The organism is Streptomyces deserti (assembly GCF_054782695.1).
In genome coordinates this window covers 942,196-968,945 of sequence record NZ_BAAGRZ010000001.1, presented here as the reverse complement: position 1 = coordinate 968,945, position 26,750 = coordinate 942,196, and the positions used below count along the sequence as shown (strand labels likewise).

Here is a 26,750-nt window from a genome sequence, read left to right as displayed (position 1 = left end):
GTTAGCCCACCTTGCCGGCGAGGCCGTCCGCCAGCCCGTCGAGGACCGACTCCGCGCTCTTGCCGCCGTAGATCTCCTGGAGGGCCGCGGCCCAGCTGGTGGTGGCGTCGAAGAACTCCGCCTGCGGGGTGAACTGGATCTTCGTCTGGTCGACGACCGTCTCGAAGGTCTCGATGAAGCCCGGCAGGTGCCTCATCTTGTCCTTGTAGGCACCGTCCTCGGCGACCGACCTGCGCACCGGGTCGATGTGGTGGTGCGTGACCGCGCTCTTCCGCAGATGCTCCTTGCCGGTCGCCCACTGCAGGAACAGCCAACTGGCGCTCTTCTTCTTGCTCTTCGCGTTCATGCCGAGCGACCAGATCCACATGTTGGTCGCCAGGGACCCGTCCGGCCCCTTCGGGCCCGGGTGGAAGGCGATCTTCCCGGACGCGGGGCTGGCCCCCTTCACGGCCTGGAAGTAGGCGGCCGTGTCCGCGTCGAACAGCATCCCGGCCTTCTTCGCGCCCAGGTCGCTCGAGCACTGGTACCAGGTGTACGACGTCCACGACGGCGGCCCGCCCTGCTTGACCATGCCCGCCCAGTCCTCGGTGAACGCGACGGCCTCGGGGCTGTTCATGGCGGGGGTGAGCCTGCCGCCCTCGACGGTGAAGTCCTTGAGACCGTTGCGGGCGTACATGGTCATGAAGCCGGGGTGGATGGTGGCCCAGCTCCTGGAGCCCCGTACGGCGATCCCGTACATGCCGTCGTAGCCGGCGCCCGGCGCCTTCCGCTTGATGGTCCCGGCGAGTTCGCGCAGCTCGTCGAAGGTCTCGGCGGGTTTCAGCCCGAGTCTTGCGAACACCTCGGTGTTGTAGGCGACGACGTTCGTCTCCCAGCCCCACGGCAGCGCGTACTGGCCGCCCTGACCGAGCGGCGCGCCCGCCTTCAGGGACCACTGGTCGGCCTGCAGCAGGTTCGGGAAGAAGTCGGCCTGGTCCCACTCGTCGCCGGTGGCCGAGGAGTTGCGCATCCAGGGCCCGAGGTCCTCCAGCCAGCCCGGCGGGCCGTACTGCCAGACCATGTACGCGCCGAGCATGAAGACGTCGTAGGAGGCCCGCCCGCTGGACAGGTCCACGGTGAGCTTGTCGAAGTAGTTGTCCTCGGGGAAGACGTCGTACTCGACCTCGATGCCGGTCTGCTCGGTGAAGGACTTCAGGTCGGCGAGGAGGGCGTCCGTGTACGGGTGCTTGTTCAGCAGCGCCTTGACGGTCGTGCCCTTCTCCCGCTTCCAGTCGAAGGAGCCGGTGACGTCGTCGGCGGCCGAGCCGTCGCCCTTGCCGTCGTCCCCGCCGAATCCGGCGCCGCAGGCCGTGAGGAACGGGGCGGCGGCTGCCGCGGCGGTCAGGGCGAGGAAGCGCCGGCGGTCGTGCACGTGCGTGTCCATCCGTGACCTCCGTGGGTCCAGACCGGTCTGGGTTAACACGTCGAGTCGACTCGTCAACAGAGGGTGGAACGGCGGAAGTTGGCCGTCAATCCCTCGCGCACGGGAAAATCTCAATGCAGAGTGAGAAGTTAACAGGCCCGTGCGCGACACAGGGGAGGTCCGGATGCCGGACGACCGTGAGGCATGGCTGGGCATCGACCTCGGCACGCAGAGCGTCCGCGTGCTGGTCGTCACCGCCGACGGCACGGCCCTCGGCAGCGGCTCCGCCCCGCTGACGGGCCGCCGGGACGGCGTGCGGCACGAACAGGACCCGCGGCAGTGGTGGGAGGCGGTGTGCACCGCGTCGCGGTCCGCGCTCGGCCGGGTCACCGGCGGCGTACGGATCGGCGGGCTCGCGGTGTGCGGGACGTCCGGGACCGTCCTGCTGACGGACGGCTCGGGCCGCCCGGTGAGCCCCGCGCTGATGTACGACGACGCCCGCGCGGCCGGGGAGGCGGCCCGGGCGCGCGAGGCGGGGCTCGCGGTGCAGGACACCTGGGCGCTGCCGAAGGCGTTGTGGCTGGCCGCGGAGTACGGCCCCGGCTTCCGCCTCGCCCACCAGCCCGACCTGGTCGTCGCCCGCCTCACCGGCGAACCGCCCCCCGCCGACTCCAGCCACGCCCTCAAGACCGGCTACGACCTCCGGCGCGACGCCTGGCCCGAGGCGGCCCTCGCCGAACTGGGTCTTGCTGACGGCCTGTTGCCGGACGTCGTACGCCCCGGCACCCGGCTCGGCGAGGTCCGCCCTGCCGCCGCCGACGCCACCGGCATCCCCGCCGGCACACCGGTGATCGCCGGGATGACCGACGGCTGCGCGGCCCAGATCGCCTCGGGCGCCCTGCGGCCCGGCTCCTGGAACTCGGTGCTCGGCACCACCCTCGTCCTCAAGGGCGCCGCCCGAGCACCCGTCGGGGACGTCACCGGCGTCGTCTACAACCACCGCGCCCCGGACGGCACCTGGCTGCCGGGCGGGGCGTCCAGCGTGGGCGCCGGGGCGCTGACGGCGGCCTTCCCCGAGGCCGACCCCGCCGCCATGGACGCGCGGGCCGCCGCTCACGAGCCGTCCGGAGCGGTCGCCTACCCGCTGGTGTCACCGGGGGAGCGGTTCCCCTTCCTCGCCCCCGGCGCCACGCCCCTCCTCCTCGGCGAACCCGCGAACGACGCCGACCGGTGGGCCGCCCTCCTCCAGGGCGTCGGCCTCGCGGAGCGCCTGTGCCTGGACTACCTGCACCACCTCGGCGCCCCCCTCGACGGCCCGCTCGCCTTCACCGGCGGCGCCGCCCGCAGCCCGTACTGGAACCAGCTGCGCACCGACATCCTGGGCCGCCCCGCCCGCATCCCCGAGCAGACCGAACCGGCGCTGGGGATGGCCGCGCTGGCGGCGTACGGCGTCGCCGCGACGCGCCGGAGCCCAGCCACCACCGCCCCCACCCTCGCCGACATCACCGACCGCATGGTCCGTATCCGCACGGTCCTCACCCCCCGCCCCGACCGCACGGCCCGCTTCACCGAGCCGTACGCTCGGCTCGTCGACGCACTGGAGGCGCGCGGCTGGCTGCCCGCCCCGGTCGCGGCACACGCCCGTACCCGCCTCGACCTGGACACCGCGCAGTCATGAGCACGACCCTCCTGCTGGCCCGGCACGGGCAGACCGTCTGGCACGCCGAGAACCGTTACGCCGGGGTCAGCGACATCGCCCTCACCGACACCGGCCGCGCCCAGGCCGAGGCGCTGGGCCGCTGGGCCGCCGCCCACCCCGTCGACGCCGTCTGGACGTCCCCGCTGTCCCGCGCGATCGCCACCGCCGAACCGGCTTGCCGCGCCCTGGGGCTGACGGCCCGTCGCGAGCCCGGCCTGCGCGAGTGCGACTTCGGGGTGGTGGAGGGCCGGACGCTCGCCGAGTTCGCGGCCGAGGACCCCGAACGGGCCGCGGCCTTCCGCGCCGATCCCGTCGCCCACCCCTTCCCCGGCGCCGAGGACCCCCGCGCCGCGGCCGCCCGCGGGAGTGCCGCCCTGCGCCGCATCGCCGCCGCACACCCCGGTGAGCGGGTCCTCGTGGTCGCCCACAACACCCTGCTGCGGCTGGTGCTGTGCACGCTGCTGTCGATCCCGGCGCGGGAGTACCGCAGAGTGTTCCCGCGGCTGCGCAACGCGGCGATCAGCGAACTCCGCATGAACAGCGACGGTTCCGCCGCACTTCTCTCACTCAATGTGCCGTGCGAGCCGGATGCGCCGTAGCACCATGGGCCCATGACGCAGATCGACACGTCGGTGCCGCACTCGGCCCGGATCTGGAACTACTGGCTGGGCGGCAAGGACAACTACCCGGTGGACGAGGCGGCCGGCGACGCCTACACCGCCGTCTTCCCGGGCATCGTCACCATCGCCCGCAGCAGCCGCGCCTTCCTCGGGCGCAGCATCCGGTACCTGGTGCGGGAGGCGGGCGTACGGCAGTTCCTGGACGTGGGCACCGGTCTGCCGACCGTCGACAACACCCACGAGGTCGCCCAGCGCCTCGCCCCCGAGTCGCGGATCGTCTACGTCGACAACGACCCGCTGGTCCTCGCCCACGCCCGTGCCCTGCTCACCTCCACCCCCGAGGGCGCGACGGCGTACGAGGACCTCAGCCTCGACGAGCCCGAGCGGATCCTTCAGGCGGCGGCCAGGACGCTCGACCTCGGCCGGCCCACCGCCCTGATCCTCAGCGGCATCCTGGGCCACGTCGCCGACCACGACCGGGCCCGCGACCTCGTCCGCCGTCTGCTGGCCGGCCTGCCCTCCGGCAGCTACCTGTCGCTCAACGAGGGCTCGCGCGGCACCGACCCGGCCTACGAGCAGGCCCAGGACGCCTACAACGAGACCGGCGCGGTCCCGTACTTCCTGCGCCCGGTGGAGCAGATCGAGGCCTACTTCGAAGGCCTGGAGCTGGTGGAACCGGGTGTGGTGTCGGTGCCCCTGTGGCGCCCGGAGCCCGGCGCGCCCACCGAGCCGATCGGCCAGCACGGCGGCCTGGGCCGCAAGCCGTAACGGCGCCGTGCACGGAGGAAGCCCCCGCGAGTCCCGTCCTCGCGGGGGCTTCCCCTTTCCATCCGCCTGCCCGCGTGAAGGGTGAGAAGACGATCACGAGGCAGGACGTTCACCGGTGCTTCAGGGGGCGAGCAGCAGCACGTCCGCGCGGGACTTCGCGGCCTCGTAACGCCGCGCCACGTCCTGCCAGTTGACGACCTGCCACATGGCCTCGATGAAGTCCACCTTCTGGTTGCGGTACTGCAGGTAGAAGGCGTGCTCCCAGGCGTCGAACACCAGGATCGGGGTCGCGCCCTGGCCGACGTTGCCCTGGTGGTCGTAGACCTGCTCGACGATCAGCCGCCCGCTGAGCGGCTCGTACGCCAGCACGCCCCAGCCCGAGCCCTGCGTCGTCGCGGCGGCCTTGGACAGCTGCGCCTTGAAGGCCGCGAACGACCCGAAGGACTCGGCGATCGCATGCGCCAGCTCACCCACACCGTCCTGCTCCAGCGGCTCGCCGCCGCCGTCCTTCGGGCCGGTCATGTTCTGCCAGTAGATCGAGTGCAGGATGTGCCCGGAGAGGTGGAAGGCCAGGTTCTTCTCCAGGCCGTTGATCGAGCCCCACTGCTCCTTGTCCCGCGCCTCGGCCAGCTGCTCCAGCGTGTCGTTGGCGCCCTTCACATAGGCCGCGTGGTGCTTGTCGTGGTGCAGCTCGATGATCTCGGGGCTGATCACGGGGGCGAGTGCGGAGTAGTCGTACGGCAGGTCAGGCAGTGTGTAGACGGGCATGGCGGGTCCCCTCCGAACCTCTTATTGCAAAGAGCTTGCAACTGCACGCTAGCAGCAGGAGGGTGGGAACGGGTGCCCAGGGCACGCAAAAAGGCCCCCGCGTGTGTCACACGGGGGCCTCTCAAAAGGCGACGGAGGGTCAGCTCCTGGCGCGCGCCTTCTGCCAGGCGTACCCGACCACCGCCAGGAACAGCGTCATCCCGCCCGTCGAGTACAACTGCACGCGCGTGTCCGGCTCCCGGGCCATCAGCACGAAGATCCCGGCCATGCCCGCGAGCGCGACCCACGTCAGCCACGGGAACGCCCACATCCGTACGGCCAGCCTCTCCGGCGCCTCCCGCTCCAGCCGGCGGCGCAGCCGCTGCTGCGAGACGGCGATGAAGGCCCAGACGACCAGGATCACCGCGCCGATCATGTTCAGCAGCCAGGAGAAGACGTCGTTCGGCCGCCAGTAGCTCAGCAGCACGCACAGGAAGCCGAAGACGGAGGAGGCGAGGACGGCGATCCGGGGCACCCCGCCCGAGACCCGGCCCAGCGCCCTCGGGCCCTGCCCGCGCTCCACCAGCGAGTACGCGATGCGCGAGGCGCCGTAGATGTTGGCGTTCATCGCCGACAGCAGCGCCACCAGCACGACGACGTTCATCAGCTGGCCGGCGCCCGGGATGCCGAGCTCGTCGAGGGCGGCGACGTACGGGCCCTTCTCGACGACCTCCTTGGAGTCCCACGGGACGAGGGTGACGATGACCGCCATCGAGCCGATGTAGAACACCGCGATGCGCCACATCGCCGTCCGCACGGCGCTCGCCACGCCCTTGACCGGGTTCTCCGACTCGGCCGCCGCGATGGTGACCGTCTCCAGGCCGCCGTAGGCGAACACGGACGCGAGCAGGCCGATGACCAGGCCCTCGCCGCCGTTGGGGAGCAGGCCTCCCTCGCCGGTGAGGTTGCTCAGGCCCGGGGAGTCCGTGCCGGGCAGGACTCCGGCGATCGCCAGCCCGCCGAGCACCAGGAACAGCGTGATCGCGCCGACCTTGAGCGCGGCGAACCAGAACTCGAACTCGCCGAAGTTCTTCACAGCGGCCAGGTTCGTGCCGCAGAAGGCGACCATGAACAGCGCCACCCACGCCCACTCGGGCGTGCCCGGCAGCCAGCCGCTGACGATCTTCGCGGCGCCGATGCCCTCCAGCCCGACCGCCGTGCACAGCAGCACCCAGAACGACCAGCCCGCGGTGAAGCCCGCCCACGGCCCGATCGCGCGCTCGGCGTGCGCGGAGAACGAACCCGACGACGGATACGCGGCCGACATCTCGCCCAGCATCCGCATCACCAGCATCACGAGGAGGCCGGAGAGGGTGTAGGCGAGCACGATCGACGGCCCGGCGGCGGCGATGCCCGCGCCGGATCCGACGAACAGACCGGCGCCGATCACCCCGCCGAGGGCGATCATCGACAGATGGCGCTGCTTCAGGCCGTGGGAGAGGGAGGCGCCGTCCGTGCCGGGCGGCGTCTCGGTGGTGGTGCTGGGCATGGGCGCGGTTCGTCCAAGGCGTGAGATGGGCAAAAACGCCCACAGTCTGGGCAGCCGACCCGGTCCGGCGGGCGGGCTGTTCAGCATGCGGACACGAGGAACACGAAGCGTACGGGACCGCTCACCGACCCCGGCTTGGCGGAACCCTACAGCCCCGCCTGCCCGGCCCCGCGTGACCCAGACGTCCTCACCTCAGTGACCCGTATCACGCCGTACCAGGTGTAACCCACAACCTTTGTCCGGAGTCAACCAAGCCGCCGATCCCGCCTTTGTCGGGCAGCGACGGTGATCGGGCCGAACGCCCTGGGTTAGCGTCACCCTGTCCCGAACTGTCCTCACCTCCGCGGAGTCCCCATGAGCACCGTCGCCGCCGCCCCCGCCCGCACCGGCCAGGTCCTCGCCGACCTCCTCCCGGCCTCCCGAGTCCGGGACGTCGCGCTCGTGCTCGGCGGTGCCGTGCTCACCGGCCTCGCCGCGCAGATCTCCGTGCCCGTGCCGGGCTCCCCGGTGCCGGTGACCGGCCAGACCTTCGCCGCGCTGCTCGTCGGCACGGCCCTCGGCGCGGGCCGCGGTTTCCTCTCCCTCGCGCTGTACGCCCTGGCCGGGATGGCCGGCGTGCAGTGGTTCGCGGGCGGGGCCTCCGGCGTCACCGCCCCCTCCCTCGGCTACGTCCTCGGCATGATCCTCGCCGCCACCGTCGTCGGCGCCCTGGCCCGCCGCGGCGCCGACCGGTCGATGCTCCGCATGGCCGGCGCGATGCTGCTGGGCGAGGCGGTCATCTACGCCGTCGGCGTGCCCTACCTGGCCCTCGCCACCGGCATGTCCGCCACCGCCGCGATCGCGGCCGGCCTCACCCCGTTCCTGATCGGCGACGCCCTCAAGGCCGCCCTGGCGATGGGCGCGCTGCCCACCGCCTGGAAGCTCGTCGGCAAGCGCTGAACCAACGGTTCAGCGAAGGTGGTTCCCGCGGAAGAGGTTCGCCGGGTCGAAGCGCTCCTTCAGCCCGGCGAGCCTCTCGCGCGTCACGGAGTCGTACAGCCCTTCCGTACGATCCCCCGCGCCGAAGGCGAAGTTGAGCGAACGCCCCAGTGCCGAGGCCTCCATCAGCGCGAAGGCCGGGTCCAGCAGGGCGCGGGCCCGCTCTCGCCCGCCCACGGTCAACAGGGTGAGCAGAAACCGCCCGTTCCGGTACGGCACCGCGTTCGGCGCGGACTTCGTCAGCGCCCCGCCCAGGTGCCGTACCCCGACGACGCACAGGGCACCGGCGTCCGGCCCGGTCCGGCCGAGCAGCTCGACGGCCGCCGGGACGTCCAGCTCGCCGAGCACCACGCCCTCCCCGTAGTAGGCGTGCGGAACGTCCGGGTCACTGTGGATGGTGTGGCTCTCGGCGTACGGCATCTCCCGCAGCGAGTCGGTGAGCACCGGCCCGATGCCGCGCAGCGGGGCGACGAGCCGGTCACCGTCGGAGCCCGTGCAGGCGACGCGTACGGAGATCTCGTACCGGCCGCGCAGATGCGGGGGCAGCCCCGGGTCATCCGGAGAGAAGACGGCGGCGAAGGACGACGTCACCGTGTCGGGCACGGTCCGCGTCCACTCCTCGTACGCTCGCAGCACGACCGCCGGGTCGACCACGCGGCCGTCGAAGACGAGTGAACCGCCGTACAGCGTCCGCACCGGCACGAGACCGATCTCCAGCTCGGTGACGATGCCGAAGGCGGGCCCGCCGCCGAGCAGGGCCCAGTACAGGTCGGGTTCGGATTCCCGGGTGACGTGGCGCGTCCGCGCGTCCGCGGTGACGACGTCCAGCGAGCGCACGTGGTCGGCCGCGTACCCGAACTCCCGGGCGAGGAGGCCGAGTCCGCCGCCCAGCGTGTACGACACGGCACCGACACCCGGCGCCGACCCGTTCAGCGGCGCCAGCCCGTACGGCTCCGCGGCGGCGATCACCTGGCCCCAGCGCACGCCCGCCTGGACGCGGGCGGTGCGGGCGACGGGATCGACGGTCACCCGGTCCATACGCCTCGTCGTGACGAGCACACCGCCCTGCGAGGGGCCGGGCGTCCCGTGCCCGGTGGCCTGCACGCCGATCGGCAGGTTCCCGGTGGCCGCATGGCGTACGGCGGCGACCACGTCGCCGGCCGAGGCCGCGGCGACGACGAGTTCGGGGCGCTGGGCGAACCCGGTCTGGAATCCGCTGAGTTCGTCGTCGTAGCCGGGGTCGCCGGGGCGCAGGGCGAGCAGGTCAGTGGAATGGCTCTTCGCGGTCATGCCGTGGATCCTGGCCCGATAACCTGACAGGTGCCGTCAGGTTATCGGGCGGTGCCGAACGGCACAGGTGCTTGCCGGTCCCTGGTCACGAAAGAGGGCCTGCGGTGCACCCAAGCACCGCAGGCCCCACGAACCACCGAACCGCGGAACCACCGAACCGCAGAACCGCGGAACCGCGGAACTCAGCCGGTCGAGACCTCGTCCGAGACCTTGTCCTGGTCCCCGGCACCACCGTCGGCGCCACCTGCGGCAGCACCCGCCGCAGCACCCGCGGCGGCCCGACGCCCACCGACCTTCTCCTTCACGAAGGCGATGGCCAGCACGACCGCCGCGACCAGCAGCGACAGCAGCACGGTCCGGCGCCCGTCGTGCTCGGTGTCGGTCAGCATGTAGCCGAGCACGAACACGATCAGCGCGGCCGTAGCCCAGGTCAGATACGGGTACAGCCACATCTTCACGACGAGCTTCTCCGGCGCCTCCGCCTTGATGATCTTCCGCATGCGCAGCTGCGAGAAGCAGATGACGAGCCAGACGAACAGGGCCACGGCACCACTGGAGTTCACCAGGAACAGGAAGACGGAGTCCGGGAACTTGTAGTTGAAGAACACGGCGACGAAGCCGAACACGACCGAGGCGATGATCGCCGTACGCGGCACACCCTTGCCGGTCGTCCGTGCGAACGCCTTCGGGGCGTCCCCGCGCTCGCCGAGCGAGAAGGCCATGCGGGAGGCGGTGTAGAGCCCGGAGTTGAGGCAGGACAGCACGGACGTCAGCACGATGAAGTTCATGATCTGACCGGCGTGCGCGATGCCGAGGGAGTCCAGCGCGGCGACGTAGGAGCCGTTGTCGGTGATGGACTTGCTGTCCCACGGCAGCAGGGACACGACGACGAAGATGGAGCCGAGGTAGAAGACGGCGACTCGCCAGATGATGCTGTTGGTCGCCTTGGTCACGGCCTGCTGCGGGTTCTCCGACTCGCCGGCCGCCAGCGTGGCGATCTCGCTGCCCATGAAGGAGAAGACGACGAGCAGTACACCGGTGAGGATGGCCCCGGGCCCGTGGGGCAGGAAGCCGCCGTGCTCGGTGAGGTTGCTCAGCCCGGCCTGGTCACTGTCCACACCCGGCAGCAGCCCGAAGACCGCCAGCCCGCCGATCACGATGAAGGCGGCGATGGCGACGACCTTGATCCCGGCGAACCAGAACTCGAACTCGCCGTAGGACCCGACGGACACGAGGTTCGTCGCGGTCAGCACCACCATCACGATGAGCGCCCACGCCCACTGGGGTACGGCGGGGATCCACCCCTCGAGGATCACGGCTCCCGCGGTGGCCTCCACCGCCAGCACCACCACCCAGAAGAACCAGTAGAGCCAGCCGATGGTGAAACCGGCCCAGGGCCCGAGCGCACGGTCGGCGTGCGCGGAGAACGACCCGGAGGTCGGATTGGCGGCCGACATCTCCCCGAGCATCCGCATCACCAGCACCACGAGCGTGCCGACGAGCGCGTACGACAGGAGGATGCCGGGACCGGCGGTGGCGATACCGGAACTGGAACCGACGAACAGCCCGGCTCCGATGACACCACCAATGGCGATCATCGACAGATGGCGGTTCTTGAGGCCTGCCTGGAGACCGGAACCGGGTTCTCCGGGGTCTCCGTGGCCGCTTCCGGCCTTCGTCAGGGTCGGCTGCGAAGTCATGGGACGGATTTCCTTTGCGCCGGTTGCACTGGATCCCGTACGAGCGGTGTACGAGCGATGTACGAGCCGGTCCAGTGAATCGGAGGTGTCGGAATTCGGGAACCTTTGAATCCGTATTGTTACTTGAGGTTTCCCTGAGGTTCTTGAGTGTTGCTCACGCTTTTCAGGATCGGCACCCCGGGCTGCTGCCCCGAAACAGCCGTGTCACACTCGTCCCATGCGCGTGTACCTCGGCTCGGACCATGCCGGCTACGAACTCAAGAACCACCTCGTCGAATGGCTGAAAGCGGCGGGCCACGACCCCGTCGACTGCGGCCCGCACATCTACGACGCCCAGGACGACTACCCGCCCTTCTGCCTCCGCGCCGCGGAGCGGACGGCCGCGGACCCCGACGCCCTCGGCATCGTGATCGGCGGCTCCGGCAACGGCGAGCAGATCGCCGCGAACAAGGTGAAGGGCGTCCGTGCGGCCCTGGCCTGGAGCGAGGAGACGGCGGCCCTCGGCCGCCAGCACAACGACGCGAACGTGGTCGCGGTGGGTGCGCGCATGCACACGCTGGACGAGGCGACCAAGTTCGTGGAGACGTTCCTCAACACGCCCTTCTCGGGTGACGACCGTCACATCCGCCGCATCGACATGCTCGCGACGTACGAAACGACCGGAGAGCTCCCGCCGATCCCGGCACACCACCCGCAGCCGTAGCCATAGCCATAGCCATAGCCATGCAGGGTCGCTGACCAGCGGGGTCGGTGCTGCCTGGGCGGGGCGGCCGTATCGGGCTGTGTCGGGTGGGGGCAAGCCCTGGGGTGCAGGGGGCGGAGCCCCCGTCGGGGCCCGGGGGCGGAGCCGCGGACATCCTCTGCTTCTTGGCCGACTGCGTCGGGTGGGTAGGTGGGTAAGCGTCCGGGGGTGCAGGGGGCGGAGTCCCCGCCGGGGTCCCGGGGCGGAGCCCCGGAGCAAGGCCGGCCTCTTGGCCGACCGTGTCGGGCGGACAGGTGGGCAAGCGTCTGGGGGTGCAGGGGGCGGAGTCCCCGCCGGGGTTCCGGGGCGGAGCCCCGGAGAGCCTTCTACTTCCTGGCCGATTGTGCCGGGCGGTGGGTGGGCAAATCCCGGGGTCCCGGGGCGGAGCCCCGGAGCAAGGCCGGCCTCCTGGCCGACCGTGTCGGGCGGGCGGGTGGGCAAAGAAGCACGTAACAAGAAGGGGCACACCGTGCCAGAAGGGCACACGATCCACCGCCTGGCCAAGGACTACACCGTCGCCTTCGCCAACGGCAAACCCGTCCACGTCACCAGCCCCCAGGGCAAGTTCACCGACGCCGCAGCCCTCCTGGACCGCACCCCCCTCCACACCGCCGACGCCCACGGCAAACACCTCTTCCTCGGCTTCGCCGCCTCCTGGATCCACATCCACCTCGGCCTCTTCGGCAAGGTCACCTTCGGCCCGGCCCCCGCCCCTGCCCCCACGGACACCGTCCGCCTCCGCCTCGCCAACGACACGTCGTACGTCGACCTGCGCGGCCCCACCACCTGCGCCCTGATCACGGACCCCGAGAAGCAGGCGATACACGACCGCCTGGGCCCCGACCCCCTCCGCCCGGACGCCGACCCGGACGCCGCGTACCGGCGCATCTCCCGCAGCCGTACGACGATCGCCGCCCTGCTCATGGACCAGAAGGTCATCGCGGGCGTGGGCAACGTCTACCGCGCCGAGGTCCTCTTCCGGCACCGCATCGACCCGTACCGCCCGGGCAGGGACATCACCCCCATCGAGTGGCACGCCATCTGGACCGACCTCGTCGAGCTGATGCACGAGGGCGTCCGCAACAACCGCATCGACACCGTCCGCCCGGAACACACCCCGGAGGTGATGGCCCGCCCGCCCCGCGTCGACGACCACGGCGGCGAGGTGTACGTCTACCGCAGGGCCAACCAGCCCTGCCACATCTGTGGCGGCGAGATCCGCACCGCCGATCTCGCCGCCCGCAACCTCTTCTGGTGCCCCACCTGCCAGAAAAATTGACCTGCCATCACAGGCCTACAACCTGACACTGCCCCGCCATCAGAAGCCCTGCAGCCGCTCCCCCCCAAAGGGACCCTCAAAGGGACCCCTCAAAGGGACCTCTCAAAACCCATGCGGCAACCACGGCGCCACCCCACCCCCGAACCCCACCGCCGCCTCGGCCAACGCGCCCCCCCGCACCTCCCGCACCCGCCCGGCAGCCCCCAACGCCACCAGACTCACACCCCCGAGATACGCCGCCCCCAACTCCCGTACGGACAACGCAAGATCCGCCGCGTCAGACGTCCGCACGCAGGACGCCCCCTTCGCGTCCCCGGTCAGCCGCCAACGCCCCACGTTCCAGGGACAGAAGGAGTCCTCCACCTCGAACACCACATCCACCGGCGCCTGATACGTCCGCGCCTCCAGCGCGGCCCCGACATCCACCAGCCGTACGTACAACTCGTCCCGCACCCGCGTCCGGCACCGCCGAATGTCGGACACCTGGTACTGCCAGGCGTCGTCGACCGGCCGCCCCCGCACCACCAGCGTCGTCGTCAGGTCGATCCCCCACAGGAACCGCCACAGCGCCGCGTCCGCCGCCGCATCCACCGCCGCCAGATCCTTCAGAACGACCGTGCCGTCGTGCCCGGTGACACCCCAGCCCAGCTTCACCCGGAACCGCGCGTACCCGACCGTCTCACCGCCCCGCTCGGCGACGACGCACTGCAACGGCGACGCCCCGTCCCGCCCGCTCTCCGGGTCGAGCAGCGCCACCCGCTCCCACCCGGGCCGCCGCTCCAGCATCCCCGGCCGCAGCGGCACCAGCCGCGCGTACACCGCCTCGCAGGCGTCGAGGACGTCGGCGGGCGCCGCGTACCGCAGCCGTACGTCGTCGGTACCGTCCGGCACCGACAACCGCACCCGGCTCGTGTCGATCTCCGCGTTGAGCTGGAAGGCGGCGGCCCCGTACCCGAACCGGCCGTAGATCGCCGGCTCGGAGGCCGTCAGCACGGCGAGCGGCTCGCCCCAGGAACGCACGTCGTCCAACTGCCGCCGCATCATGGACGTCAGGACCCCGCGCCGCCGGTGCGTGGCGGCCACGCTGACCATGGTGACGCCCGCGGCCGGCACCGAGGCGCCGCCGGGCACGGTCAGCCGGAACGTGAACGCCCCCGCCGTCCCCACGCAGTCGGCCCCGTCCCAGGCACCCAGAGACCGGTCGAACTCGGTCAGTGAGTCCCACATCTCGCGTTCCTCGGCCGACTCCGGGATGCCGCCGAAAGCGCGGATCAGGGTGTCGTACCACGTGTCCCATTCGTCCTGCCGCAGCACCCGCAGGTCGGTCGCAAGTCCAGTGTCCGTGGAGTCAGTGCCCATGGGCCATGCCTATCAAGGCGATGCGGGACGAGCGAGGGAATTTCTCCCGGGCGGCGGCGCGGCGGCTCTCTGTGCCGTTCACTGTGAAGTCGGCCCTCGGACGGGGGACAAGTGGGACCTCCCGTGCCATGCGGCTGGTCGGATGGATAGGGTCCCGAACTAATGGCAGCAGGACGAGAGCGGCGTGCGGAAGCCGAGACGTTCACGGCCCGGTTGAAGAAACAGTGGCACCGGGCCCGCGTCGGCATGCGCCGGGCCGCCGTCGACTACTTCCGTGGTGACGGCTCGGACTGGGTCGCGCTGGCCGGCCTGCTGCTGATGATCCCGCTGATCGCGACCGCGACGCTCGCCAACTCGGTGTGGTTCTCACCGGCCGCGCTGGTCCTGCCGATCGTCGCGGGCGGCCTGCTGCTGCGCCCGGCGAGCCTGCTCGGCCTGTACGCGGCGGCGGCCACGGCCCTCATCGTGGAGTCGGTGCGGCTGGGCCCGTACACGGAGGGCCCGTCCCGAGTCACCCCGGGTGTCGTGCTGGTCGTTGCCGCCTGCGGCTTCTTCGGTCTGCTGCTCGCCCAGTTCCGCAGCCGGGTCGGCGTGCCCTGGCGGCGCGGCGGCACCATGCTGTTCGACCTGCGCGAACGCATCCGGGTGCAGAGCAAGTTGCCCAAGCTGCCGGACGGCTGGCACCGGGAGATGGCCCTGCGCCCGGCGGGCGGCCAGTCCTTCTCCGGCGACTTCGTGGTGGCGGCCAGGACGAACGGAGGCCGCACCCTGGAGGTCGTCCTCACGGACGTCTCGGGCAAGGGAATGGACGCGGGTTCACGCGCCCTGCTCCTGTCCGGCGCGTTCGGCGGCCTCCTGGGCTCGCTCCCGCCCCACGCCTTCCTGCCCGCCGCCAACGGCTATCTCCTGCGACAGGACTGGGAGGAGGGCTTCGCGACCTCCATCCACCTGGTCCTGGACCTGGACTCCGGCGACTACGAGCTCTACTCCGCGGGACACCCGCCGGGCCTCCAGCTCAGCGCGGGCAGCGGCCGCTGGGAGGAGAAGGCGGCGGAAGGGCCGCTCCTCGGCGTCTACGACGGCGCCCAGTTCGACCCCGTGAAGGGCTCACTGCGCCCGGGCGACGTGCTGATGCTGTTCACGGACGGCCTGGTGGAAACCTCCGACCGCGACATCGTCGAGGGCATCGACCGCCTCACCGGCGAAGCCGACCGCTACGTCGCAGGCGGCTTCCACGGAGCCGCCTGGCACCTCATCGAGGCGGTCGCCAAGGACGTCAACGACGACCGGGCGCTCCTGCTGATCTGCCGAGAGGGCCCGACAGCGGCAGCGGCCCGCTGACGACTCCCACCGCGCGCACCGCTGACATCGGCCGCGCCACCGGGTATCCCGCACGACCACCGGGTATCCCGCACGCCCACGGTGGGGTTTTCCCCAGTGCGACTGTGCGGTCGCCCTCATGGCCCGCCCCCGCTCCGGATCCGTACGTTCGAAGCATCACCAGCGGCGAACGCGCACCGGCGATCGACGACGAACGCTCACCGGCGAACGACGGCGAACGCGCACCGGCGATCGACGGCGAACGCGCACCGGCGATCGACGACGAACGCGCACCGGCGAACTACGCGGACTCGGAAGGACAAACCATGGCAGGCGACTGGGCCGTAGAACTGCACGCCCTCCGCAAGCGCTACGGCCGCGGCTCCACCGCCGTCCAGGCCCTGCGCGGCATAGACCTCACCCTGCCCCACCGCAGCTTCACGGCCGTCATGGGCCCCTCCGGCTCCGGCAAGTCCACGTTCCTGCAGTGCGCCGCCGGCCTCGACCGTCCCACGGCCGGCACGGTCCGCCTCGGCGGCACGGAGATCACGGGCATGAGCGAGAACAAGCTCACCGCCCTGCGCCGCACCCGCATCGGCTTCGTCTTCCAGGCCTTCAACCTCCTGCCGTCCCTCACGGTCGAGCAGAACGTCGCCCTGCCGATGCGCCTGGCCGGCCACCGCCCCGACCGCCACCGCGTCGCGGACGTGCTGACCCAGGTCGGCCTCGCCGACAAGGCCCGCCGCCGGCCCGGCCACCTCTCCGGCGGCCAGCAGCAGCGCGTCGCGATCGCCCGGGCCCTCGTCACCCGCCCCGACGTCGTCTTCGCCGACGAGCCGACGGGCGCCCTGGACACGACCACGGCCGCCGAGATCCTCACCCTGCTCCGGCAGTCCATCGACGTCCACGGCGCCACCGTCGTCATGGTCACCCACGACCCCTCGGCCGCCGCCTGGGCGGACCGCGTGCTGTTCCTGGCCGACGGCACGATCGTCGACCACCTCGACCACGCCCCCGCCGACCGCATCGCCGCCCGTATGACGTCCCTGACCACACCCCGGTCCTCTGTGGGGGCGGCGGCCTGATGTTCGTCCCCAACGGCCTCGCCCGCGCCGCCATCCGTTTCCGGCCCGCCGCCTTCGCCGGGACCTTCGTCGCGCTGATGCTGGCCGCGGCGATCGTGTCGGCCTGCGGCATCCTCCTGGAGACGGGCCTGCGCGCCAAGGTCCCGCCGCAGCGCTACGCGCACGCCCCCGTCGTGGCCGCCGCCGACCAGCGCGCCGGGAAGACCGACGCGAGCGAACCGGTCCCGGACCGGGCCCGCCTCGACGACTCCCTGGTGGCGAAGGCCGCCTCGGCGCCCGGAGCACGCACGGCGGTCGCCGACGTCACCTTCCCGGTGCACGGCCCGCGGGGCACCCTCACCGCCCACGGCTGGGGCTCCACCGCCTTCACCGGCGAACGCCTCACCTCCGGCCGCGCCCCGCACCCCGGCGAGGTGGTCACCGGTCACGGCACCGTCGGCGACCGGATCACTCTCACCACCCCAGACGGCCCCCGCACCTACCGCGTCTCCGGCACGACGCACGGCCCGTCCACCGCAGCGAACACCGTCTGGTTCGCGGACGACGAGGCCGTCCGTCTCTCCGGCCACCCCGGCCGCATCGACGCCATCGCCGTCCTCCCGAAGCCCGGCGTCAGCACCGAAAGCCTCACGTCCCAAGTCGCCCGAGCCCTGGGCGACGAGGCCGAGGTCCACACCGGCGACGACCGCGGCGGCGTGGAGAACCGCGCTCTAGCCGAAGCCCAGGAGGTCCTCACCGGAATCGGCGGCTCGTTCGGCGGCGTCGCCACATTCGTCGCCGTCTGCACCGCCTCCGGCACCGTCGCCCTCGCCGTGGGCCGCCGCGCCCGCGAGTTCGCCCTGCTGCGCGCCGTCGGCACCACCCCGCGCCAGGTCCGCCGCACCATCGCCGCCGAGGCACTGCTGGTCGCCCCGCTCGCGGGCGCCGTCGGCTGCCTGCCCGGACTGGCCCTGGCCGCCTGGTGGTTCGGGCAACTGAAGGACAAGGGCGCGATCCCGCAGCCGGTCGACCTGGCCGTGTCCTGGATCCCGCTCCTGTCCACGGTCGGCACCGTCCTGGTCACCGCCCTGCTCGCCGGATACCTGGCCGCGCACCGCAGTTCACGCATCAAGCCGGGCCAGGCGCTCAGCGAGGCGTCCGTGGAGCGCCTGCGCCCGGGCTGGATCCGTACGCCGCTGGGCGTGGCCGCCGCGGTCGGCGGCTTCGTGTGCGCGGGCCTCGCCGCCTCGCTGACCGGGGAGGACGCGGCCAACGCGGCGCTCGGCGTGGTCATGCTGTTCATGCTGGCCGTCGCGCTGCTCGGCCCCCTGGTCGCCAGCGCCTGCGCCGCCCTGTTCGGGCTTCCGCTGCGGGGTGCCGGCGCCCCGGCAGCGCTCGCCGCCGCCAACTCCCGCAGCAACGCCCGCCGTCTGGCCTCCGCGATCACCCCGATCGTGCTCGCCATGGCCTTCTCCTCCGTGCTGGTCTTCCTGCACACCAGCGAGGAGAGGGCCACCCGGGACCAGCAGCGGGCCGGCATCACCGCCGACCACATCGTCACCGCCGACCAGGGCCTGGCCCCGGACGCCGTACGACGGGCCGAGCACAGCCCCGACGTCACCGCCGCCGTCGGTCTACTGAAGACCGAGGTCCTCGTCCCGGCCCCGGGAGGGGTGCTGGAGTCGGCCTCCGCGCAGGGCGTCACGGGATCCGCCCGCGCCCTGACCGCCGTACAGGACCTGGACGTCGAGCGCGGGCGGCTCACCCTGAAACCCGGCGAGGTCGCCCTCGACGCCTCGCTCGCCGGCAACGCGGACATCGACGTCGGCGACCGCGTCCCCCTCTACCTCCCCGACGGCACGAGGGCGACCCCGCTGGTCGTGGCGACGTACGGCCGCGGCATGGGGCTGTCCCAGGTCACCCTGAACCGCGCCGACCTGGCCGCCCACGTCAGCTCCGCCTTCGCCACCGAACTGTGGGTCAAGGGCGGCACACCGGACCCCCTCAAGGCGCTCGGCACGGTCCAGGACCGCGCCGACCACGCCACCGAGCAGAACCTGGACCGCAAGCTCAACGCCTGGGCGAACACGGTCATGGCGGCCGTCCTGGGCGGCTTCGCGGCCGTCGCCGCCGTCAACACGCTGGTGATGACGGTCCTGGACCGCCGCGGCGAGCTCGGCACGCTCCGCCTGCTCGGCTCCACCCGCCGCCAGGTGCTGCGCATGATCCGCTGGGAGGCCCTCCTGGTCGCCGCTGCCGGCGTCGTCCTCGGCACGGCGATCGCGCTGGCCACGCTCGTCCCGATGATGAACGGGCTGACGGGCCGGGGGCCGTACATACCCCCGCTGGTGTACGGCTCGTTCGTCGGCGCGATCCTCGTACTCGGCCTGGCCGGGGCCACCCTCCCGGCCCGCGCGGCACTGCGCGCGAGGACAGGGGAGACACTGGGGGAGTGACCGAGACATCCCGAACCCCGCTGACCCTGGCCGAGGTCGAGGCCACCGCCCGCGCCGTGCACGCCGGCCAGACCGACAAGGCGGGACGGCCGTACGCCGAGCACCTGCGGGCCGTGGCCGAGGGCGTCCGGGCCCGCGGCGGCGACGAGGAGCAGATCGCGGCGGCCTGGCTGCACGACGCGGTCGAGGACGACGCCCTCTCCGAGCGCTGGCTGCGCGAGGCGGCACTGAGCCGCCGTACGAAGGACATCGTGCGGGCGGTCACCAAGCGGGCCGGGGAGCCACCCGAGGCGTACGCCGCTCGCATCCTCGCCACGCCCGGCGCGCTGCTGGTGAAGGAGGCGGACCTGGCGCACAACGCCGACCCGGCGCGCCTCGCGGTGCTCGACGAGGCCACCCGGACACGACTGACCGAGAAGTACGCACGGATGCGCGCACTTCTCGGTCTGAGCGGCTGAAAACCTGAGCGGTGTCTAGCGGTGTCTAGGCGTCGACCTTCTCGCGCGCCGCGCTCTCGCGCTTCCCGGCCTTCTCGCGCTGCTCCCGCTCCCGGGCCAGCTCGGCCGCGTCCCGCTTGAACGCCCACTCCATCTTCGGCTCCATCGCGAACCGGAAGACCCGCTGGACGGGCTTGGTGCACAGCAGCGTCACGGCGGCGGCCGCGAGGACGGTCACGAAGATCTCGCCGAGCGGGCGGTGCAGCCACGTGGGCTCGAACCAGCCCTGGTAGTCACCGGCCTTCACCAGGAAGCCGTGCAGCAGGTAGCCGTACAGCGTGCCCGCGCCGAGGGCGGTGAACCACATGTGGCGGCGCGGCACCCAGGCGAAGAAGCAGGCGGTCAGCAGCAGCGAGCAGCCGAACAGGGCGAGGACCATGACCGGGCCGGTCCACCAGGGCGCGCCGAGCTCCTGCGCGGAGTCGCGGTGGTAGAACCACGCGGTGTTCATGTGCGGCACCGCCCACCAGCTGAAGGCCAGCGCGACGGCGAACACCGGCACCGAAAGGATCCGCACCGAACGCCGGCGCACCATCTGGAAGTGCTCGGGCTTCATCGACAGGCCCAGCACGAAGAACGGCAGGAACTGGAGCACCCGCTGCAGATCCAGGTCGTCGCCGATCTCGGGCGCGGCGGACGCCACCATGGCGAGGCCGAGCGCGAGCGGCAGCGGGTGGCGCACCAGCTTCCAGATCGGGGTCGTCAGCCGCCAGATGAACAGCGCGCACAGGAACCAGGTCAGGTACCAGGGGTCGAGGAGGCTGATCTCCTGGTGCGGGTCGTTGTCGATGACGCGCTTGAAGAGCGGATAGGCGGTTTCGAAGACGATGTACGGCACGGCCACGCCGGTGATCAGGCGCTTGAGCCGGTCGGGGCGCATGTCGAAGCTGCGCGAGAAGTAGCCGGAGATGATGATGAACGCCGGCATGTGGAACGCGTACACGACCTGGTAGGCGGCCTCGAGGATCCGGCTGTCGCCCTTGAGCGGCTCCCAGGCGTGGCCCATGGCCACCAGCACGATCGCCAGGTACTTCGCGTTGTCGAAGAACGCGTCGCGCTGCTTGCCGTTCTGCTTGTTCTGCGGGCTTTGCGGCGAGCGCGGGCTCGGCACTCCGTCCGCCGGCGACTGTGCCGGGGGAAGTGGCGCCCTGCGGTGGCCGTACGGTCGCAGCGAGTTCGTCACAGGCCCTCCCACCAGGAACTGGGGGAGAACATCCGGGACCTCGCTGCGCTTGCGGGGGACGAGGCAGCGTGGAACATCTGAGGCACCCTAGCGTCGTATGCGGCAATCCGTAAAACGCTCGACGTCATTCCTGGTTAATCGCTGCGAGTACCCCGGATTACGGGCAGTTGACAGTGTTGTGGACGTGACGATCAACACATTGCCGAAAGGTGATTGTGCACATCATATGCGCCTCGCTTGTCATGATTCATCCGGACTAAACCACCCATAAGACCAGCAGCCGACTCCGGTGGAATGTCTGCTTCATGCTCCTTCGCGGGCTTGTCTCCGGAGTCGTTGGGATGTCTGTGGCGGCAATTCGAATTAGCTGCGAACGCGTTGTGTGGAGACGGAAACGATCCGACCCAATTCCCTGTGCGGGTGCCCTGTCGAATTACTGTGCGGAGCAAGGCCGTTGGCAGCTGCGCACGCGGGCGCACGCGCGCGCCCGACCGTGGTGTTCCGGACGAACTGTCACCCGCCGCATAGGGCGGCCTGGTTGGTGGCACGATGGTCCTGGCGGGGGTGCGCGGGGTTGCATCCCCGGGCCGGGAGAGCGGACCGACCGAGGGTGTGATCAGTTGTGGCCATTTCACTGTCTGTGGTGCTGCTGTTGGCGATCATCCTGATAGTGCTGATGCGAGGGGGCTCCCTCAAGGCAGGTCCCGCGATCGTCGCGGTGCTCTTCGGCTTCTTCCTGGCCTCGACCGGCATGGCCGACGACATCCAGCGGTTCCTCAACTCCATAGCGGAAACCATCAATTCGATTCAGTTCTAGCCGTACGGTCGAGCCGTTACGCCCGGTCGGCGGTCACCGGGGGCAGGAAGCGGGGGGAACGTACCCGGCCCTCCCTCGCTCTCGGCTTCGCTGGAGCGGGAGGTGTCCCCGTGGCGCCGGGCCGCCGCCTCGCGGTGAAGGTCGTGCACGGCCAGTACGCCGACGACGACGAGTTCCGCACCCGTGTTCCGCCGCGAGGTGGCCGCCGCCCGCCAGGTCAGCGGCGCCTTCACCGCTCCCGTCGTGGACGCGGACGCCGACGCTCCCCCACTGCCTTAAGGGCGTGGGAGGTACCCCCATCGCCCCTGGACGGCCACGCTCTGCATCCCGGGCCAGGACCTCGGCACCCGCATCCGCGAGCACGGCCCCCTGCCCCCCGGGCCGCGCGAACTGGCCGCCGGCCTCGCCGAGGCCCTGCGCGACATCCACCGCGCGGGCGTGGTCCACCGGGACCTGAAACCGGCCAACGTGATGCCCGCCGAGGACGGCTCCCGCGTCAGGGCGAGCCGCAACTCTCCGGAGTCCCGGACGAACTGCTCCCTTTCATTCGCTTCATCCGCGTCTGCCTGGAAAGCACCCCAAGTCCCGCCCCACCCCGGACGATTCCTGCGCCTGCTGTGCGACGGCCGCCTGCCCGAGCCGTCCCCGGAGCCCGGGGGCCCGTGGTCCGAGCCGGGGAGCGGACCGCGAAGAACAGCCCCCGCCCCCCTGGCACGACGGCGCCCAGCCAGGGCCCGCCCGGCCGCGCGGCCGCCGGTATCTCGTCGCCGTGGCCGCCGCGGCCGTCCTCCTCGCCACGACGGCCACCTCCGTCGCCCTTCTCCGCGACAGGGACGACGACCCCGCACCCGCGGCCACCTCTGCCCCGGGTGACCTCCCTGAGGGCTGGCAGCCCTGGGCCGCCAAGGCGAAGGCCGCGGAAGGCCCGACGGAGCCCTGAGCTCCGACGGCTCCTTGTGGCGCCGCGCCGCCGTCGGCACGCCCCTCATATGTGCCGACGCCGACATCATGGCCACCCGCTTCGACCTCGCCGACGGCCGCACCACCTGGTCGCGGCCCGTCGACGCCACGCCCGACGCGTCCTACGGCCACGAGGGCACGATCATCGGAACCGCCGGCGACCGCGTCTTCGCCGACGGGGCCGACGAGCGGGAGAGGGCGGAGGGCGGCCTGCCGACCCGCTACACGATCGAGGCCCCGGCCGCCGACACCGGCAAGGTGCTCTGGCAGACGGAGACCGGCGACGGCGACATGGCGAGCGCACCCGCACAGCGAGCACGGCCCGGCCGCAGCCGTCCCCGAAGGCGTGGTCACGCTCTGCGGCGGCCAGTGCGAGCAGTACGCCCTGCTCGACGCCGAGAACGGCGAGGTCCGCCGCGGCCCGGCACGCCTACCTGATCTGCGCGACCGGCGTGGACAAGGAGAGCACCGCCCGCACCAGCGCCTCGCAGCTCGCCCCGGCCATCCAGCGCCTCGCAGCTCGCCCCGGCCACCGGAACCGGGCACACCCGGTCCGAGAACCGGGAACACCGGCGAAACACGTCGGGCCCGGTTCCGCAGAACCGGGCCCGACGACCAGCGCAGAGCGGGCGACGGGAATCGAACCCGCGTAGCCAGTTTGGAAGACTGGGGCTCTACCATTGAGCTACGCCCGCACACAACGCGCCGCAGGTCAGCCGACCGCGGCACAGAAGGCATCGTAGCGGGTAGTCCCCCTTCACCGCACACCTTGTTCCCGCCCGCACCGGCGCCCGGGAAATGCGGCGGTTCCAGGGCCCGGCGGCATGTACCCTACGTGTCGCACCAGACGGGGTGTGGCGCAGCTTGGTAGCGCGTCCGCTTTGGGAGCGGAAGGCCGTGGGTTCAAATCCCGCCACCCCGACCAGCCACCGGATCACCTGGGGTGATCGCCGCCTGATCACCTCGGGTGATCGCCTTTTGGGCGGTGTAGCCGCTGCCGTTACTATGCAAGCTGCACGCCCGTGTGTCTCAGGTCTGAAGTCCTCTGAAGCCCTCCGGGCGGCGAAATCCGCCGGACCTGTCTGGCTCCGGCAGAAACCAAGAAGTCAGCCACAAGGAGACCGAACCGTGAAGAGCGCCGTGGAGACCCTGAACCCGACCCGGGTTCGGCTCACTGTCGAGGTGCCCTTCGAGGAGCTCAAGGACAGCCTCGACGCGGCGTACAAGAAGATCAACCAGCAGGTCACGGTGAAGGGCTTCCGCAAGGGCAAGGTCCCGGCCCGTGTCATCGACCAGCGGTTCGGCCGCGGCGCCGTGCTGGAGGAGGCCGTCAACGACGCGCTCCCGAAGTTCTACACCGAGGCGGTCAACGAGGCCGAGCTGAGCCCGCTGGGCCAGCCCGAGGTCGACATCACGGAGCTGAAGGACGGCGAGACGCTGAACTTCACCGCCGAGGTCGACGTCCGGCCGGCCATCGAGATCCCGGACTACTCCGGCATCGAGGTCGAGGTCGACGCCGTCGAGGTCACCGACGAGGACGTCGAGAAGTCGGTCGAGCAGCTCCGCGAGCGCTTCGCCTCGACGACCCCGGTCGAGCGCGCCGCCGAGGACGGCGACGTCGTCACCATCGACCTGGAGGCCAAGGTCGACGGCGAGGTCCTCGAGGACGGCGTCGCGAACGGCGTCTCCTACACCATCGGCTCGGGTGAGCTGCTGGACGGCATCGACGACGCCGTGAAGGGGCTGTCGGCCGGCGAGGAGGCCACCTTCACCTCCGAGCTCAAGGGCGGCTCGGCGGCCGGCAAGGAGGCCGAGGTCACCGTCAAGGTCACCCAGGTCGCCAAGCGGGAACTGCCCGAGCTGGACGACGAGTTCGCGCAGCTCGCCTCCGAGTTCGACACCCTCGAGGAGCTGAAGGCCGACAGCCGCAAGCGCCTGGAGAGCATGAAGCAGTACGACCAGGCCACGCAGGCCCAGGAGCGCGTCCTGGAGAAGCTGCTGGAGCTGGTCGAGGTCCCGGTCCCCGAGAAGCTGCTCGAGGACGAGATCAACACCCGTAAGCACAACCTCGAGCACCACCAGCTCGGCCAGATGGGCCTCACCCTCGACAAGTACCTGGAGATCCAGGGCAAGACCGCCGAGGAGTTCGAGGCCGAGACCCGCGAGGCCGCGGTCAAGGGCATCAAGACGCAGTTCGTCCTCGACGAGCTGGTCAAGCAGGAGAAGCTCAACGTCAACCAGGAGGAGCTCACCGAGCACCTCATGCGGCGCGCGGCCTCCTCCGGCATGTCCCCCGACCAGTTCGCCCAGGCCGTCGTCGAGGGTGGCCAGGTGCCGCTCCTGGTCGGCGAGGTCGCCCGCGGCAAGGCCCTGGCCGTCGTGGTCGAGAAGGCCACGGTCAAGGACACCAACGGCGAGATCATCGACCTGGATGACGAGGAAGAGGAGACCGAGGCCGCCGCCGAGGCCTCCGACGCCGAGGCCACCGAAGGCGAGGCCGCCGAGGCCGCCGAGGACAAGCCCGAGGCCTGATCCTCACGGCACCTCGTGACGCAGGTACGACGGGCCCCGGGAACATCGTGTCCCGGGGCCCGTCGTCGTTTCTCCACGGCGCTACGCCCCCGGCGAACACCCCCCGCTACGGGATTCCCCGAAGGGACCCCCGCGTTAGGGTCCATGAATACGCAGAACACGTGAGACGGCCCGGCGCCGTCGTAAGACGAGCAGGTGGATACGTGACGAATCTGATGCCCTCCGCCGCCGGCGAGCCCTCCATCGGTGGTGGCCTCGGCGACCAGGTCTACAACCGGCTGCTCAACGAGCGGATCATCTTCCTCGGCCAGCCGGTCGACGACGACATCGCGAACAAGATCACCGCGCAGCTTCTGCTCCTTGCCTCCGATCCGGACAAGGACATTTACCTGTACATCAACAGCCCTGGCGGTTCGATCACGGCCGGCATGGCGATCTACGACACCATGCAGTACATCAAGAACGACGTGGTGACGATCGCCATGGGTCTGGCTGCCTCGATGGGCCAGTTCCTGCTCAGCGCCGGCACCCCCGGCAAGCGTTTCGCGCTGCCGAACGCCGAGATCCTGATCCACCAGCCGTCCGCCGGCCTGGCCGGCTCGGCCTCGGACATCAAGATCCACGCCGAGCGGCTGCTGCACACCAAGAAGCGCATGGCCGAGCTCACGGCCCTGCACACCGGACAGACGGTCGAGCAGATCACCCGCGACTCGGACCGCGACCGCTGGTTCGACGCCCAGGAGGCCAAGGAGTACGGCCTCATCGACGACGTGATCGCCACGGCCGCCGGCATGCCGGGCGGCGGCGGCACCGGGGCCTGAGAGGCCCCCCACGGGGCCTCAGCGGCCCCGTGGGGCCCTGCGAGCCCCGTCAGGGCCCAGCGACCCCAGACAGCCCCAGCCGACCGCCTCAGCCCTTTTCAGGAGACACCGTGAACGAATTCCCCGGCAGCGGCATCCACGACCGCACGCGTGCCGAGTACACCGGCCCCGCGGCCGAGTCCCGCTACGTCATCCCGCGCTTCGTCGAGCGCACCTCCCAGGGCATCCGCGAGTACGACCCGTACGCGAAGCTCTTCGAGGAGCGCGTGATCTTCCTCGGCGTCCAGATCGACGACGCCTCCGCCAACGACGTCATGGCGCAGCTGCTGTGCCTGGAGTCGATGGACCCCGACCGGGACATCTCGGTCTACATCAACAGCCCCGGTGGCTCTTTCACGGCGCTCACGGCGATCTACGACACGATGCAGTACGTGAAGCCGGACATCCAGACGGTCTGCATGGGCCAGGCGGCCTCCGCCGCGGCCGTCCTGCTGGCCGCCGGCACGCCCGGCAAGCGCATGGCGCTGCCCAACGCCCGCGTGCTGATCCATCAGCCGTACAGCGAGACCGGCCGCGGCCAGGTCTCCGACCTGGAGATCGCCGCGAACGAGATCCTCCGGATGCGTACGCAGTTGGAGGAGATGCTGGCCAAGCACTCCACGCAGCCGATCGACAAGATCCGCGAGGACATCGAGCGCGACAAGATCCTCACCGCTGAGGACGCGCTCCAGTACGGCCTGATCGACCAGATCATCACCACCCGCAAGATGGACAACGCCACACTGCGTTGATCCAGCAGGCTGTATCGTCTGCCGCCCCTTGGCATGGTTTGGCGCGGTTCACGTCAAAGCGAACCGTGCCAAGGGGGGCCCGAACGGGGGGCCCGGCAAGGTACCGTCGGACATAAGGCAGCACCAGGAGCCGCTGGACTTCGACGTCCAGGCGTCTCCCAGGCGAAGGGGAAGCA

The 26,750-nt window shown here is 71.2% G+C and carries 23 protein-coding genes, 2 tRNA genes and 1 pseudogene; 18 read left to right on the top strand and 8 right to left on the bottom strand.

Annotated features, from left to right (window positions below; translation table 11 throughout):
* Position 1: 1 nt before the first annotated feature.
* Positions 2-1,423 (bottom strand): ABC transporter substrate-binding protein, encoded by a 1,422-nt coding sequence (locus tag ACYVMZ_RS04375; RefSeq protein WP_461075565.1) that lies wholly within the window; start codon positions 1,421-1,423, stop codon positions 2-4.
* 163 nt (positions 1,424-1,586) lie between these two features.
* Here ACYVMZ_RS04375 and ACYVMZ_RS04370 point away from each other — a divergent pair, with 163 nt between their 5' ends.
* Genes ACYVMZ_RS04370 through ACYVMZ_RS04360 form a run of 3 tightly spaced genes read left to right on the top strand, consistent with a single transcriptional unit; the run spans position 1,587 to position 4,489 of the window.
* Complete coding sequence (locus tag ACYVMZ_RS04370) at positions 1,587-3,080, top strand: FGGY-family carbohydrate kinase (RefSeq protein ID WP_461075563.1); 1,494 nt, start codon at positions 1,587-1,589, stop codon at positions 3,078-3,080.
* A complete protein-coding gene (locus tag ACYVMZ_RS04365; protein WP_461075561.1) occupies positions 3,077-3,700 on the top strand; it encodes a histidine phosphatase family protein in 624 nt (207 codons plus the stop codon). The genes ACYVMZ_RS04370 and ACYVMZ_RS04365 overlap by 4 nt, the downstream gene beginning before the upstream one ends.
* Positions 3,701-3,712: 12 nt before the next feature.
* Positions 3,713-4,489 carry an SAM-dependent methyltransferase gene (locus ACYVMZ_RS04360; RefSeq protein WP_461075559.1) on the top strand — a complete coding sequence of 259 codons (777 nt, stop codon included), beginning with the start codon at positions 3,713-3,715 and terminating at the stop codon, positions 4,487-4,489.
* Positions 4,490-4,609: 120 nt separating this feature from the next.
* On the opposite strand, the gene ACYVMZ_RS04355 is transcribed toward ACYVMZ_RS04360, so the two are convergent.
* Together ACYVMZ_RS04355 and ACYVMZ_RS04350 are read right to left on the bottom strand one after the other, a co-directional pair.
* A complete protein-coding gene (locus ACYVMZ_RS04355; protein WP_461075557.1) occupies positions 4,610-5,257 on the bottom strand; it encodes a superoxide dismutase in 648 nt (215 codons plus the stop codon).
* A gap of 139 nt (positions 5,258-5,396) precedes the next feature.
* Positions 5,397-6,785 carry an amino acid permease gene (locus ACYVMZ_RS04350; protein WP_461075555.1) on the bottom strand — a complete coding sequence of 463 codons (1,389 nt, stop codon included), beginning with the start codon at positions 6,783-6,785 and terminating at the stop codon, positions 5,397-5,399.
* A 354-nt stretch (positions 6,786-7,139) separates the two neighbouring features.
* On the opposite strand from ACYVMZ_RS04350, the gene ACYVMZ_RS04345 reads away from it, so the two are divergent.
* Positions 7,140-7,724 carry a biotin transporter BioY gene (locus ACYVMZ_RS04345; protein ID WP_461075553.1) on the top strand — a complete coding sequence of 195 codons (585 nt, stop codon included), beginning with the start codon at positions 7,140-7,142 and terminating at the stop codon, positions 7,722-7,724.
* A gap of 9 nt (positions 7,725-7,733) precedes the next feature.
* Here ACYVMZ_RS04345 and ACYVMZ_RS04340 read toward each other — a convergent pair whose 3' ends face one another.
* Both ACYVMZ_RS04340 and ACYVMZ_RS04335 read right to left on the bottom strand, forming a co-directional pair.
* A complete protein-coding gene (locus ACYVMZ_RS04340) occupies positions 7,734-9,053 on the bottom strand; it encodes an FAD-binding oxidoreductase (RefSeq protein ID WP_461075551.1) in 1,320 nt (439 codons plus the stop codon).
* A gap of 182 nt (positions 9,054-9,235) precedes the next feature.
* Positions 9,236-10,753 (bottom strand): amino acid permease, encoded by a 1,518-nt coding sequence (locus ACYVMZ_RS04335; protein ID WP_461075549.1) that lies wholly within the window; start codon positions 10,751-10,753, stop codon positions 9,236-9,238.
* 217 nt (positions 10,754-10,970) lie between these two features.
* On the opposite strand from ACYVMZ_RS04335, the gene ACYVMZ_RS04330 reads away from it, so the two are divergent.
* Together ACYVMZ_RS04330 and ACYVMZ_RS04325 are read left to right on the top strand one after the other, a co-directional pair.
* Entirely contained in the window at positions 10,971-11,456 is a 486-nt protein-coding gene (locus tag ACYVMZ_RS04330; protein ID WP_461075547.1) for a ribose-5-phosphate isomerase, read from the top strand.
* Between the two features lie 508 nt (positions 11,457-11,964).
* A complete protein-coding gene (locus tag ACYVMZ_RS04325; RefSeq protein WP_461075545.1) occupies positions 11,965-12,774 on the top strand; it encodes an Fpg/Nei family DNA glycosylase in 810 nt (269 codons plus the stop codon).
* A 102-nt stretch (positions 12,775-12,876) separates the two neighbouring features.
* On the opposite strand, the gene ACYVMZ_RS04320 is transcribed toward ACYVMZ_RS04325, so the two are convergent.
* Positions 12,877-14,133 (bottom strand): GNAT family N-acetyltransferase, encoded by a 1,257-nt coding sequence (locus ACYVMZ_RS04320; protein WP_461075543.1) that lies wholly within the window; start codon positions 14,131-14,133, stop codon positions 12,877-12,879.
* Between the two features lie 162 nt (positions 14,134-14,295).
* Between ACYVMZ_RS04320 and ACYVMZ_RS04315 the strand changes: the two genes are divergently transcribed.
* The 4 genes from ACYVMZ_RS04315 (at position 14,296) to ACYVMZ_RS04300 (ending at position 19,431) form a co-directional block, all read left to right on the top strand.
* Complete coding sequence (locus ACYVMZ_RS04315; protein ID WP_461075541.1) at positions 14,296-15,474, top strand: SpoIIE family protein phosphatase; 1,179 nt, start codon at positions 14,296-14,298, stop codon at positions 15,472-15,474.
* A 305-nt stretch (positions 15,475-15,779) separates the two neighbouring features.
* Positions 15,780-16,538, top strand: a complete 759-nt coding sequence (locus ACYVMZ_RS04310; protein ID WP_461076339.1) for an ABC transporter ATP-binding protein — start codon at positions 15,780-15,782, stop codon at positions 16,536-16,538.
* Positions 16,538-18,973 carry an FtsX-like permease family protein gene (locus ACYVMZ_RS04305; RefSeq protein ID WP_461075539.1) on the top strand — a complete coding sequence of 812 codons (2,436 nt, stop codon included), beginning with the start codon at positions 16,538-16,540 and terminating at the stop codon, positions 18,971-18,973. Before ACYVMZ_RS04310 ends, ACYVMZ_RS04305 begins: the two co-directional genes overlap by 1 nt.
* Positions 18,970-19,431, top strand: coding sequence for an HD domain-containing protein (locus ACYVMZ_RS04300; protein ID WP_461075537.1), 462 nt, complete (start codon positions 18,970-18,972; stop codon positions 19,429-19,431). The genes ACYVMZ_RS04305 and ACYVMZ_RS04300 overlap by 4 nt, the downstream gene beginning before the upstream one ends.
* 25 nt (positions 19,432-19,456) lie before the next feature.
* Here ACYVMZ_RS04300 and ACYVMZ_RS04295 read toward each other — a convergent pair whose 3' ends face one another.
* Complete coding sequence (locus tag ACYVMZ_RS04295) at positions 19,457-20,581, bottom strand: acyltransferase family protein (RefSeq protein WP_461075535.1); 1,125 nt, start codon at positions 20,579-20,581, stop codon at positions 19,457-19,459.
* A gap of 694 nt (positions 20,582-21,275) precedes the next feature.
* Here ACYVMZ_RS04295 and ACYVMZ_RS04290 point away from each other — a divergent pair.
* From ACYVMZ_RS04290 to ACYVMZ_RS04275, 4 genes and pseudogenes are all read left to right on the top strand, one after another.
* Positions 21,276-21,470 (top strand): hypothetical protein, encoded by a 195-nt coding sequence (locus tag ACYVMZ_RS04290; protein ID WP_461075533.1) that lies wholly within the window; start codon positions 21,276-21,278, stop codon positions 21,468-21,470.
* Between the two features lie 110 nt (positions 21,471-21,580).
* A pseudogene (locus ACYVMZ_RS04285) lies at positions 21,581-21,968 on the top strand (protein kinase domain-containing protein); the annotation flags it as partial.
* A 271-nt stretch (positions 21,969-22,239) separates the two neighbouring features.
* The gene (locus tag ACYVMZ_RS04280) at positions 22,240-22,410 is read left to right on the top strand and encodes a hypothetical protein (RefSeq protein ID WP_461076378.1); all 171 of its coding nucleotides are present in this window, start codon (positions 22,240-22,242) and stop codon (positions 22,408-22,410) included.
* A gap of 68 nt (positions 22,411-22,478) precedes the next feature.
* On the top strand, positions 22,479-22,868 hold the full coding sequence (locus tag ACYVMZ_RS04275) for a hypothetical protein (protein WP_461075531.1): 390 nt from the start codon (positions 22,479-22,481) through the stop codon (positions 22,866-22,868).
* 186 nt (positions 22,869-23,054) lie between these two features.
* On the opposite strand, the gene ACYVMZ_RS04270 is transcribed toward ACYVMZ_RS04275, so the two are convergent.
* Positions 23,055-23,125 (bottom strand) — tRNA-Gly (locus ACYVMZ_RS04270).
* A gap of 153 nt (positions 23,126-23,278) precedes the next feature.
* Between ACYVMZ_RS04270 and ACYVMZ_RS04265 the strand changes: the two genes are divergently transcribed.
* The 4 genes from ACYVMZ_RS04265 to ACYVMZ_RS04250 all read left to right on the top strand — a co-directional run bounded on the left by ACYVMZ_RS04265 (position 23,279) and on the right by ACYVMZ_RS04250 (position 26,574).
* Positions 23,279-23,355, top strand: a tRNA-Pro gene (locus ACYVMZ_RS04265).
* A gap of 203 nt (positions 23,356-23,558) precedes the next feature.
* Positions 23,559-24,962: a trigger factor gene (gene tig / locus ACYVMZ_RS04260; protein ID WP_461075529.1), complete on the top strand. Its 1,404-nt coding sequence runs from the start codon at positions 23,559-23,561 to the stop codon at positions 24,960-24,962.
* Positions 24,963-25,177: 215 nt separating this feature from the next.
* Positions 25,178-25,783 carry an ATP-dependent Clp protease proteolytic subunit gene (locus tag ACYVMZ_RS04255; protein ID WP_461076337.1) on the top strand — a complete coding sequence of 202 codons (606 nt, stop codon included), beginning with the start codon at positions 25,178-25,180 and terminating at the stop codon, positions 25,781-25,783.
* 110 nt (positions 25,784-25,893) lie between these two features.
* Entirely contained in the window at positions 25,894-26,574 is a 681-nt protein-coding gene (locus ACYVMZ_RS04250; protein WP_461075527.1) for an ATP-dependent Clp protease proteolytic subunit, read from the top strand.
* Positions 26,575-26,750: the final 176 nt, after the last annotated feature.